This is a genomic window from Bacillus sp. JJ783 (assembly GCF_036963225.1).
Taxonomy (GTDB): Bacteria; Bacillota; Bacilli; order Bacillales; family Bacillaceae_G; genus Bacillus_A; species Bacillus_A cereus_U.
Genome location: NZ_JBALMG010000067.1, coordinates 1 through 12,063, shown reverse-complemented (window position 1 = coordinate 12,063; position 12,063 = coordinate 1). Strand labels below are relative to the sequence as shown.

The window sequence follows — 12,063 nt, the reverse complement described above, 5'->3', positions numbered from 1 at the left end:
TGGTATGAATTTAGGTTTTGCCTGCCGAACAGTCACAATCCTATGTGAAAAGTATTCAATTACTGTTTATCTTTATCCACTTGTATTATAACTATGTTTGATAACGTTTTCAAGAGTTTTTTTGAATAAGGTTGATCTTTTTTAACCATATGCATAGCTTCGATACCACTTAATATATAGGTGACTGTTCGAAATGATTTCAATCCCAACATGGAACGGATCCTTTTTTTATAAAACGATGTTCTTGTTCCGCAATGGTGGTGGGGACGGCTATGCAACTGAAGTAGTAAAAGTAATAATAAATTATACTTTTACTGAATTAAAATTACCAAGGGGGATACTCCATTGAAGCAAAACCGACTAATTAAAATCATTAATTATCGATATAACAATCATTAAAAAACAAAAAATCAGATTCTAAATATGATTGGAAATAAAAGTAAATATATGACCTATTTTTACACGTATCTCGGCTGTACCCCTATCCATCTGCGGATTCACAACTAGCACACCTGGTATATTTGCTAGTTCGTATAGCCGACTGCCCTGCTTTATACCTAATAGTTTTAGCGGTTTAGTAGCAGCTAAAACAACAGAACCTGGTCTTGCCGTATCGCTAACTACTGCTAACTTTGTTTGTAGTGGATCATAGCCTAATTTCACGCAAGAAACGGATGCGAAAAATGACACAAGGTCTAGGCAAAGTGAATAGTCATACACCGCATTATCCTACATCATAGAACGTTTGTTCTTATTATATTCCTATTTAACATAAATTTTCAACCTGTTTTACAAAAATACGTTCGTTTTTAGTTGGCATTTAATATTTCTCTATTCAATTTTATATTTCTTAACATTTAAATCATTTAATGTGATATGAAATATTGTTGATATATTTGTCATTGTAAGAAGAGATGGGCATAACCTAAAGCAAGATTATACCTTTACAAACAGAAAAAAACTCCTTCCACGATTGGTGAAAGGAGTTGCCATACTTTGAAAGGGTATTCTCATTTTAATATATACAGTAAAAACTTGTATTGATAAAGTATACCTTTTGATACGAAAAATCCCCATGAAATTATTGTGAATTTATATTATTTTTCCATTTTATATTTATAAGAATAGCAGATTGGATGAAATTTGAGGGATCTTGTGGATTTTGAATAAAGTTTGATTAAACTTTATTTCAAAGCAACACTAAAAGTGCTCCTAAAGGCGATGCTGATTTTATTGCTCTGGCAATTTTTACTTCTACAGAATCTGATACGCATAAATCATTGTTTTGAGCACATAAAAAATAGACTGTAGGAAACATATAAAATATGTTTGCTACAGTCCCCATTCATCTTTCAATTAGTTTTTATATAACTTTATTTCTGAAGCTGAAGCAAATCCACCGTGTCCTGATACAACTTCAAGCTTTACATACTGAGCATTTACTTTACTGAAACTTGCATTCTTTGTAAGATTATTATCTTCCCACGTTCCAGTTGCAACTTTTGTAAAGTTAATTCCATCCATACTTGTGTATATATTATAACTAGTTATGTTACCATTAGGATTGCCACCTTGTCTTGGAACATAAGCTAATTGTGATATATTAGTAACTTCATTAAGCTTTAGCGTAATGTATGGAGCCTTATCGCTTCCATTCCAAAACGTATGCCACATTGTTGCAGGGTTTCCATCATTTGCATTTGTAGCAGCATTACCATCTGAATCTTGCTGACTTGAGAAACCTGCAATTGATAAGTTTTGGCGCGGTATTAATCCTGCTACAGAAGTATCAGTAAACTTTAAGTTAACAGCATCGCCTGCTGGATTTAAACCAGTAGCAAATTTTCTAACTGTTAACGTAACATTTCCTGTTAAATTCGGTAAATTAGGAGCAGCTGGATTATATTTTGTCCAATGTGAACCTTGATCGATGCTGAATTCCATCGTACCGTCTAGACCAAAAACTGAGTTCTCATCATCATTTGCATAAACATTAACTTTACCAGCTTTTCCAATTGGAATTAATAAAGGCTGCTCTGTTCCAATCACTCTTGTTAAAATACCATCTGTTGAATTGATTGCTGAGATTTCTTCATTGCTCAGAAGCATATCATTGCTTGTAGCAGCTTTATACGTTTTTCCACCATCAATACTGTATTCCGTATCAGTTTTTATTCCCATTAATTTCCCTGCATTTGCTCCATCAAAACTAAACGTAGCAAGGCACAATCCTAAACTTGGCATTTGGGCTTTTATATTATTAGCTACTTGTTTCTCATTGACATTCGTTATTGTCGAGAATGCATTTAATATATTTAAAGTATATTGCTGAAGCTTAGCTCTATCACTTGTATTCAGAACATGGCTTTTTATTTGAGCAAGAAGATCCATCATCGGTCTTGGTTCATTAGCAAAAGAAGAAACGATACTGTTATTTAATTCTTGCCACTCAGCATCTGTTACATTTGGATTTTGTAACATGAGAGAAACGTAATCTTTCCATACTAAAACATTAATTGGTAGAATATTAGTAGCTGTTTTATAAATTGCACTTTTCTTAGCTGGTGAAGATATCGCTTTCGCTAACCAACGTAATCGCTCTGATTGATCTAGTTTTACTGAATCACGTTCAGCATTTTCAAATAATAATATGTTCGGTACTTGATTTTTCAAACTATTATCTGACCATGGAATAACAGTTACATCATGACGGCCCGATTCTCCCCATCCAAATATATCATTTCCTAAATTCCAAGAAGATGGTTTGTCATTCCATATGAGTGCACAATGTCCAGGCTGTGTAACAGGCATGGCTGCCACACCAAAGGCTTGACTTACTTGCACACCAAACTTTGAAATACCACCGCATACCGCACCATTTCTGTAAATTGAGGAAAGATTCCAACCTAAACCATAGAATGCATCATTTCCAGCTTGAACGCTAACTCCATCTTTGTTGTTTGTTACATACTGAATCAAATATGCACTTGTTCCTATCTTATCTTGACTTTTCAATTCGGGATGTTCCGTATTAATCATTTTTCTTGCCCATGTTAAATCTTCTTCTGGTGACCAAGTATTCACTACTAATCTTAAATGCCAAACATCATATGTTCTAAAGCAAGGAAGTAACTCACTATTTTGATCTGCTAATTTATAATGTTGGTACCTTGTTAATGGATTAATAGGTTTATTGTTTGTCCAATATTTTATAGGTTCAGCATGAGCTAACGATGTAGCTATAGCTAATTTTAAATACAATCCTTGGTGAGAATCTGCATCCGCATTCCATATTGTATTCCATATCTCAAGTGCATTTACAGGATTGTTTCCTGTGGGACTGCCACCTTCAAGGTATGTATTCATCACATCTGTATTTTTCATAGTCCAGCTAATAAATTTCTGATGCTCAGCATCTTTTTTAGCGAATGTATTCATTGCTGCAGCACCTGTTTGTGAGATCAATTGCCACTGAGCCAAAGCTGCTGAAAATGCTGGGTCTGCAAGCTTATTTTGTAAACCCGCTCCAGTGATATTTCCAATCTTTACATTCAGATACGCACTGAGATAACTCAAATGACCCTCAAAATTACCATTTGCAATTGCCTGATCTGTCTTTTGGTTCAATGTTTCTAGATTGAATGTTTCTTGATTGGATGGCACCGTTGCAGCTGAAACTTTTGTATACGGAATCGTAGCAACACTCCCTAAAATAATTGGCATAGTTAATAATAAAGATGAAATCTTTTTCAAAATAAGTCCCCCTTGTTTTGTTTTTAACCTTTGACTGCTGCATTATCTTCCTTTATATAAAATAATTCCCCACACCTAAAGGCATGAGGAATTAAACAGCCAACATGAATAAAATTTGGTAGTTTCCTAACCTTTCGGCAACTGGCTGACATAGTGCAATGCACCTTAGTCCCTATAGCTTTGCGCCATTAACTTTCACTAATTTTGCCTTTATCGAATTTCATTATCGGATGGAATCATAACAAAATTCAAAATATATTTATATATTTTGAAACTTATTAAATCAAATTTCATTTAATAATGTGGTAATCCTCAATTAAGGAAAAAATTCTTCTATAGTTTTTTACCACTAGTTATTATCGTTACGGTTCATCGTGTTACATCTAAAATGATAAATAAAACTTTCACGAAAAAAAACGACTTGAATCATAATAATTCGTTTTTTTTCCGTAGGATAGAAAAACGAAAGAGTAGAGTTGGAAAGTGCACAAACAATAAAAATATATTAATTCTAAATTTTCAGAAAATTAAATCCGAAGGGGTTTGTGTCCACTCTCTCTATAATTAAGATTTTATCACTAGAAATAAAATAAAACAACAAAATTCGCATAAATTCGACATTTTTTTCGTGAATTAAAGACGTACGGAAACGCTTCAAAGAATAACCCACTACATCTGAAAAATTCTCCAATTTCGGCGGGTGTTTTTTCTTATACTTTGTCTTGTAGTTTCCTATATAAATCTAATCTTGAAACTGCACTAATAATAGTGTTCTTATCTCTTTTTTACTTATATTATGTAGGAATTAGTTGAAGGGAAATTCAGTCTCTAAAAGGATGTTCCGTCTAACTTTTTCAATTTCATGTTTACTATATAGTTTTTATATAACAAGAAAAAAGTAGGGGAAAGAAGCGCAAATAACAATTTCCTAATGAAGAATTGGTAGAAAGATTCCTTGTTTCACAATTTGAAACATACAATCAGCGTTTCACAACTCGTTGTCACTTAGGTTTCGATCAAGCTCGATCAGAACTAACAGCTATGTTTGAAGATAAAAAATAAAGAACCCTCTCCTCTGCAAGAAAAGGAATTCTTTATTTACACAAAAATATTGACGGTACCTGAAGTAGTACATCTCTATAAAAGAAACATACAACCTTACGCTCCGCCCTGTTTATCTGGGGAACTGCCATTTATCTTTTTATTGGATTAACATAACGTACAGGGAACCGTTTAAAGTGTTTGGACTTATAGTATAAAATACGATTCCGCTAGGAACCTACTAGTATCCGTGCTCTTCTTCATATATTTGCACCAGAACCAAAATATAGATTATTTTAATTAAAAAAGAGGGTATTATGGTAAAAAAAATAGGATAGGTACATTTATATCAATTTTAATACCGGTTTTATTGATTATATTCAATGTTAACTTTATATACAAAATTACTTTAACTGTAATTCCAGGACTCTCTATTTTTTTACCTATATTTCTTTGTCCAATTGGATTTCTCTTAGCTATTTTGTCTCATATAGTAGATAAAAATACTGGAGCAAAGATTGGGATAATATTAAATGTGATAGTATTTTTGATTCCTTTTATTTGGATGATATATTGCTCATACGACCATCATGCGTTGGATTCATTAGTATAGTCCTGAATTAAATGAGAGAGTGTGGCGTCATTTTAAAACAAACAAGGAAATATGATTGATTTTTATTTAAATAAAACAAGAAATCATAAGGCTGCAAAGCGCTTTTTCAAGAAAGCTTTGCGGTCTTTTCATGTTTCAAAGCCCCGTGTTATCACAGTAGACAAGAACCCAGCCTATCCTATGGCAATTGAAGAGTTGAAGAAAGAGAAAAAGATGCCCGTAGGCATCCAAATAAGGCAGGTAAAATATCTTAATAACATTGTGGAACAAGATTATCGTTTTATTAAGAAGCGTATACACTCTATGTTAGGGTTCAAATCATTTAAAACAGCAACTTCTATATTAATTGGTATGGAAGCCATGCATATGATTAAAAAAGGTCAGATTCATTTACGGCATCAGTCTATTCAAAATCAGAAAGAGTTCATTCATCAAGTATTTAATTTTATGACATAAGATATGATTCTGCTAGGAATCTATTATTATTTTGTTCTTCTTCATATATTTGCACCAGAACCTTCTTGCTTACTTTTTAAAATACACAGCACCAAAGTTTTCATTAAATCTCTTACACCAAACAGAAACCGAGCCATATGTACTTACATCTATCCCTTCAGGAATTTCATAGTTTTGGTCGCCTTTGTTTCCCTTTAACTTTCCTAATTCAATATACTGGTGGTTTTTCACATCTTCATTATTTTTTAAACGATCTGTAGGAACTAATACTACTCGCACATCTGGCCCGTTAGATGTTGAAAAATTAGAAAGTCGTAAAACACGTTTTCCATCCGCTAATTGATAGATTGTTGCTGTTCCAGTTGTTTCATGGACACCGTTTTGAAACTGACCTGCACTTATAACTTGATCTTGAACTTGATCCTGAACTTGTTCTTGAGCTTGTTTTGTTTTCATTGATTGCATTTCTGTCTGTGGCAACGCTTCATTCACTTGCTTATCAATAAATAATTTCTCCGGTCGGAACAAAGACCATAACATTCCCATGACAATTATAAATCCACCTATAAACCATATATATTTTCTTTTCATAAAGTAAAAGACCTCCGTTAATATACTGTGTAGTAGTATGTTAACAAGAAGGTCTTTCATTTCTCTTTCATAAATGTTACAAAAGTCTTTCAGCGTTCTTATTTTTTTCTGATGTGATGGGAAGAGTAAACCAAAATTCACTTCCCTGTTTTCCATCTGCGCGATCTCTCACACCAATTTCTCCTTTGTGCTTTTCAATCAATGATTTTGCAATGGCTAATCCAAGACCAGATCCTCCAGATTGTGAACTTCTTGATTGATCTGTCCTAAAAAAGCGTTCAAATACGCGTAGTTGGTCATTTGGAGAAATTCCTTCTCCTTCATCACGCAAAATGAACTGGACTTGTTGATTTTGTTTATTTTCCTCAACAATCAACTCAATTGTTCCAGAGACAGGGGAATATCGAATAGCATTATCTAACAAATTACCTATGACCCTTGCTATTTTACACGGCATAATTAATAGTCGGGGTAATCTATCAGGAACCTGCAATTGTAAATCAATCTGTTTGTCTTCTAATAAGACAGAATGTGACTCTAATACATCTAATAGAACTTTATCTATATGTGTGAAACTTGGATAAAAATCTACTTGTTCAAACTCTAACTTTGAAAGTTCAAATAAGTCATTGATTAATCCACTTAATCTTTCTATTTCTTTTAAGATCGTCGCTAAGTATTGCTTTCTCATTTCAGGATCTTCAATCAGGTTATCTTGTAACGCTTCTATCATCAATTGTATGCTAGCCATAGGCGTTCGTAAGTCATGTGAAATATTTGTAAGCAGCTCCTTACGTGCATTTTCTCCTTCTTCTAACCTAGTAAACCCTTCTTCTAATTTTTTTGCCATCTGTTGAAAGGCTGTTGCTAATTCTTTAAACTCCTGTGGTTCTTTTCCAATTATATACATTGTTTCAAATTGTCTATCACTAAATTGTTTCGTTAATGCCATTAAATTTTTGATAGATCTCATGATAGGGCGTGTCATTAACCAGTAAATAAACGTAGAAATTATAAATGCCACAACCGCAATTATTGTTAATAGCCTTGTTTGTTCTGGTTCAAGTAACATTTTCGTCTCACTATACCATATAGCAAGTACCATGATACTGGTACTTAATACATTCATCAGTAACAATTGAATACGTAATCTCATGTTTCATTTCCTCCATTTGGTTCAAAATGATATCCTATGCCCCAAACTGTATGAATCCAACGATTCTTTATCGTATGTTTCTCCAGCTTGTCACGTAAACGGCTCACTACCACGGTGACTGTGTTTGTAATCCCTTCATATTCAGTACCCCAAATGCGTTCAAGAAGTTGTGAGCGAGAAAATACTTGTTTTGGATGCTTTGCCATGACATAAAGTACCTCAAATTCTTTCGTTGTTAAATCCACTTCATGTTCACAAACCAATACACATCGCGTCTTTGGATAAATTTTCAAATCCGGAAATTCTATCACTTCTGATAAGGATTCTTTTGCTTGTACCGGTATCTGGTTGACTCTTCTTAGTACAATTTGAACCCTTAGTACTAATTCACGAGGGGAAAACGGCTTTGTTACATAATCATCTGCACCCATTGTTAGTCCTAAAATTCGATCCCGTTCCTCGCCTTTAGCAGTTAACATAATAATAGGTACATTTGATTGTTGACGAATTTCCTCGCATAATTCCCATCCATCTTTTTTCGGCATCATCAAATCTAAAATAATTAAATCTGGTTGATACGTAAGGAATAAATCCCAACCTTCTGTGCCATTTACAGCGGTATATACTTCATATTCTTCTCTTTCTAAATACCGTTTGCATACTTCTCGAATATTTTCTTCATCTTCTACGATTAAAATTCTTTTTTTCATCTGTAATCCTCTCTTCTTTTCACCAATAATACAAAAGGTGCTCTTATATGCTTTCATCTAATACAGATATAAAATTCAGATAGAAAGATGTAACGACTAATCGTAGATCTAAATCAGAATCCTACACTTTGGTCTTATGGTCACTGAAAACGATTAAAAGTGCCAATATAATCTAGATGATAAATTTAGTATTTGATTACTTATATGACTAGATAAACACTTAAAATAGTAGTATCCCAATCATATAAATCGAAAATTTAAATCAGATTTTTTATTACAGACATTACTTATTTATCTTGTCAGGATCGATTTTATTGTGTATCTGTTTTCCAAGATCTTTATAGTAAAAAACCACTGCTTTAGCTATGGGTTTTTACATACATGATTACAAGTACAAACGAATGAGGGATACATTAAAAGGAATGAGTTCAATATAGAACTCATTCCCTATTAGCAGCCTACATTCTTGTTTCTAACTTTTTGGGTTCAGTCCATTACCGATGTTTTTTTAAACTTTGCAACAAAACCGTTCCCTTTTACTTAGCTTTGACGAGACTCCATTTATCTTCAAACCTACCACCATATGTCTCTCTATCATTACCATATGAGATATAACCAGCGTCATAAGTAGAAAACCCTAACTTGTTACCATCAGATTGTAGGTGCCATTCTCTCTGGTAATCAAGGTAGCCAGGGCTATGTGCATGATTAAATTTAAAAGTACTTGCATTTTGTTTTTGGTCAAAATGGATATACTTATCTTGAAGTTTTAAATATTCATAGCCTGAATAAGCACTATTTTGAACTTTAATGTGTAACTCTTCACCTGCTTTGATTGGTTGTCCAGGTTTAGGCTGCCCTTTTCTTTCAATAATTACATTAACTGGTTGAGTGTAATTCCCACCAGACGCAAGGTATTGCCACTTATCATTTCCTTTATAACTGAGCACAGGCTTTCCACTAAGCTGCAGAGTATAAGGAGTTCCTTCTACAATAAGTTCGTCGCTGAATCGATGGGTCAAATAATTTTCATATTCTTTATTATACGTAACAACTGTAGAGATTTTTTGTGTCGGAAGTTTCTTTTGTGCATCATTGATTTCAAATGTAACTTTTTGTGATGGATTGAAATCATTCAAACTTACAGTTTCTTTAGACTCATACACGTTTCCCTTTCTCACTAATGTTACTTGTTGTGTTTGTTTGGAATTTTTATTTTCAAAAGAAACAGAGATTTCATTACTTGCTCCGAATAAGCCAGGTACGACTGCTGCATAAAACTTTTTCGTAAATGAATCATAAGCACTATATGACAATTCCGGTTGCTGAATTTTTGTGAAAACACCGACTTTTGCGCCTTTCGAAACATAAGATTTTTTAGCATTTTCTAGATTCTCTTTCGCAATGATAACTTGATCTCCTCTGCTATTATCTATAAATTCATTTATCTTTTTAGAATCTACTTTAACATGCTTCAGAACCCCTTTACTTATGAGTCAATCGCAATAGGCTAATCCTTTATTCACTTCTTGTATGTCGAAGAAAGAAGAATCAAAATCTAATAAGTCCCATTCCGAATAGAGTTTATGTTGTGGATGTGAAGTATTTTTTATTGCTTCTAAGAATTCAAGATATCCTGGAATGCCTCCAATATCTTCTAAAGGGGCTGCATTTTTTCCTCCTATACACGTTACTTCATCAGAAGATTGATCTAGTACATTTTCAACTTGAATCTGTAGCAACCAATGATCTCCAAAATCATATACATATTGAAAAATCTGATCCTTTTTTTTGATATGTTCAAATAACATAGTTTTATTTGCATGTAGCATCGGAGAAGGCGTAGTCATTCCCAATGTAGAAAAGGAAATGCTCAGATCAGGTGGGGCTGAGATGACATATTTACCTACAGTAAATTCAAACAAATGTTGGTGCTCCCACTGGAACAAACATTGAATCACGTCATGTAAATCATCAAAAGTTAATTTTGCTGGTAAAATAACTTTTCTCCAAATGGGGAAAGGACATCCCACTAATTCCAAATGTAATTGATAACATTTCATTCTTGTTTCCTCCCGTTTGAAATACTGGCATATTTCTCATTTTCACTGAAATCATGAGAAATAGATAGTAAAAGTCAATCAAAGGAATCAAAAATTATGATATTTTACAAAGAATGTATTAAAATGTGTCCAAAATATGTCTAAACGTACAATTTTCCCGAAATGGTATGGTGACCCCTATTAGGACATAAACATATTAATATAGTAGGTCGGTATTCATTTATTCTCACAGAAGAAGTAAAAGATGGACAATTACGTACATTAATATATGAAGAAAACAACCAAATCAAAAAAGAACCTGATTCTTTATAGGAACAGGTTCATAATGTCCGCTAATGCTTGTTGCGTGATTTTGTTCCATTGCTACACATACCCCTACAGTATCCATTTAGCAGATTAATTCAACATAAAATTAAATGTAGACTATTGATTATGTAGTTTGTTTTTTTATTAAACATTACGGTACGTGAAATTTTATGTTTCCCTTATTAAAAAAAGCCCCATAGATTTTACACCTATGAGAGCTACCTAAGGGTATTTAGACTTTCGACTTGATTCTATTGAAACAAGCTTTCACCAAATAGCAAAAACATAACAATCCAAAACCAAATAATCAAACTAAATGCACTCTTGAAACTTCCCCACAGAGAAAATGTTTCCTCTTGCATTTTTATCATCCTTTCTTACTTGTCCTTTGGTTCTCCAAACCATTCATACATTGCCTGTCGGCTTATAATCCATTCCTTACGCTTCCCTTCAGGATGCAAAAAGTACTTCACTAACCCTTCTTGTAACATGCGCTCTAAATCATTTATTTGCTTCTCGTTCATTAGAGAGGGGCTATATTTATTCTTAATTGTCTCACGAAGAATCCCCCAATAAAAAGCTGCTTCAGATGGTGTCATGTATTTATCAATTTCTTTCATGGGAATTCTCCTTTGTTTGTGCTTTTCCTTTTATGTTACAATAAATAAAGAAGGAAATGGACTAGATTTCCTTCTACTTCAGTCACTCATTAACTAAGCCCTTTGTTTGCTGTTAAGCAAGTGAAGGATTTTTATTTTGCTTGCTTAAATTTACTATCTATGACAGCCAAACGGATTAACTTCAGCTTAATATCCTTACTAAGAGAAAGCCATTCAGATGTACCAATTTTCATATCCTTTTCCTCCCCATTTCCTTTTTATACTTCAAGAAAATTAACCCCTTAAAACATTTGTATTTTACACTAATTTAACAACTAGAGAATCCTCATCATATTCGTGAATGTGTAAATCATAGCGCATATCTGTTGCATCCAGTACTTTACAAAACCTCTGATAGTAAGCCGGATTCCTTACTTCCATGCCAATTTCTCCATTCCTGAACAGATACTCTAAATCATCAATGATTTCTTTTACTGTATTCTCCAACATTTTCACTCCTTATCTTTATAAAATAACCTTACAAGGTTATTTGTTTGTTTTTCAGATATTTTATAAAAAATTCTTATTAACATCCTTAACTCACTTTAAACCGCTTATTTCCACTTACAACACATCCTTTGTTATTTAGGTCTTATGTCACTCACTTTTGAATAAACATTGGTTATATCGAAATCTGAGAAGCCGTTTTTTGATGAGAGTATGATTTTTTAAAGTTAATTTCTAAAAATAATGTTACTTTGGAATAAAGTTTGAT

7 protein-coding genes, 5 pseudogenes and 1 riboswitch are annotated in these 12,063 nt (G+C 33.2%); of the genes and pseudogenes, 2 read left to right on the top strand and 10 right to left on the bottom strand.

Annotated elements, in window-relative coordinates; all coding sequences use genetic code 11:
- Positions 1 to 59 precede the first annotated feature (59 nt).
- The 3 genes and pseudogenes from V7038_RS29550 to V7038_RS15000 all read right to left on the bottom strand — a co-directional run.
- A pseudogene (locus tag V7038_RS29550) lies at positions 60 to 256 on the bottom strand (hypothetical protein); the annotation flags it as partial.
- 227 nt (positions 257 to 483) lie between these two features.
- Positions 484 to 720 (bottom strand): annotated as a pseudogene (locus V7038_RS15005) (DNA repair protein); the annotation flags it as partial.
- A gap of 636 nt (positions 721 to 1,356) precedes the next feature.
- Positions 1,357 to 3,753 (bottom strand): discoidin domain-containing protein, encoded by a 2,397-nt coding sequence (locus V7038_RS15000; RefSeq protein ID WP_335470706.1) that lies wholly within the window; start codon positions 3,751 to 3,753, stop codon positions 1,357 to 1,359.
- Positions 3,754 to 3,886: 133 nt separating this feature from the next.
- Positions 3,887 to 3,972: riboswitch (cyclic di-GMP riboswitch) on the bottom strand.
- Between the two features lie 702 nt (positions 3,973 to 4,674).
- Between V7038_RS15000 and V7038_RS14995 the strand changes: the two are divergent.
- A pseudogene (locus V7038_RS14995) lies at positions 4,675 to 4,815 on the top strand (IS256 family transposase); the annotation flags it as partial.
- A 551-nt stretch (positions 4,816 to 5,366) separates the two neighbouring features.
- A pseudogene (locus V7038_RS14990) lies at positions 5,367 to 5,863 on the top strand (IS6 family transposase); the annotation flags it as partial.
- Positions 5,864 to 5,932: 69 nt separating this feature from the next.
- On the opposite strand, the gene V7038_RS14985 reads toward V7038_RS14990, so the two are convergent.
- The 7 genes and pseudogenes from V7038_RS14985 to V7038_RS14955 all read right to left on the bottom strand — a co-directional run bounded on the left by V7038_RS14985 (position 5,933) and on the right by V7038_RS14955 (position 11,795).
- A complete protein-coding gene (locus V7038_RS14985; RefSeq protein ID WP_078180832.1) occupies positions 5,933 to 6,454 on the bottom strand; it encodes a DM13 domain-containing protein in 522 nt (173 codons plus the stop codon).
- A 76-nt stretch (positions 6,455 to 6,530) separates the two neighbouring features.
- A complete protein-coding gene (locus V7038_RS14980; protein ID WP_335470703.1) occupies positions 6,531 to 7,610 on the bottom strand; it encodes a sensor histidine kinase in 1,080 nt (359 codons plus the stop codon).
- Positions 7,607 to 8,320 carry a response regulator transcription factor gene (locus tag V7038_RS14975; RefSeq protein ID WP_335470701.1) on the bottom strand — a complete coding sequence of 238 codons (714 nt, stop codon included), beginning with the start codon at positions 8,318 to 8,320 and terminating at the stop codon, positions 7,607 to 7,609. Before V7038_RS14975 ends, V7038_RS14980 begins: the two co-directional genes overlap by 4 nt.
- A 536-nt stretch (positions 8,321 to 8,856) precedes the next feature.
- Positions 8,857 to 9,801 (bottom strand): annotated as a pseudogene (locus V7038_RS14970) (binary toxin-like calcium binding domain-containing protein); the annotation flags it as partial.
- Between the two features lie 15 nt (positions 9,802 to 9,816).
- On the bottom strand, positions 9,817 to 10,383 hold the full coding sequence (locus V7038_RS14965; protein ID WP_078180830.1) for a plasmid pRiA4b ORF-3 family protein: 567 nt from the start codon (positions 10,381 to 10,383) through the stop codon (positions 9,817 to 9,819).
- Positions 10,384 to 11,066: 683 nt separating this feature from the next.
- The gene (locus V7038_RS14960) at positions 11,067 to 11,309 is read right to left on the bottom strand and encodes a DNA-binding protein (protein WP_335470698.1); all 243 of its coding nucleotides are present in this window, start codon (positions 11,307 to 11,309) and stop codon (positions 11,067 to 11,069) included.
- Between the two features lie 297 nt (positions 11,310 to 11,606).
- Positions 11,607 to 11,795, bottom strand: a complete 189-nt coding sequence (locus V7038_RS14955) for a hypothetical protein (RefSeq protein WP_002107188.1) — start codon at positions 11,793 to 11,795, stop codon at positions 11,607 to 11,609.
- Positions 11,796 to 12,063: the final 268 nt, after the last annotated feature.

Coding starts and splice junctions, on each gene's coding strand:
- V7038_RS14985 (WP_078180832.1), bottom strand. CDS start 6,454: ATGAAAAGAAAATATATATGGTTTATAGGTGGATTTATAATTGTCATG.
- V7038_RS14980 (WP_335470703.1), bottom strand. CDS start 7,610: ATGAGATTACGTATTCAATTGTTACTGATGAATGTATTAAGTACCAGT.
- V7038_RS14975 (WP_335470701.1), bottom strand. CDS start 8,320: ATGAAAAAAAGAATTTTAATCGTAGAAGATGAAGAAAATATTCGAGAA.
- V7038_RS14965 (WP_078180830.1), bottom strand. CDS start 10,383: ATGAAATGTTATCAATTACATTTGGAATTAGTGGGATGTCCTTTCCCC.
- V7038_RS14960 (WP_335470698.1), bottom strand. CDS start 11,309: ATGAAAGAAATTGATAAATACATGACACCATCTGAAGCAGCTTTTTAT.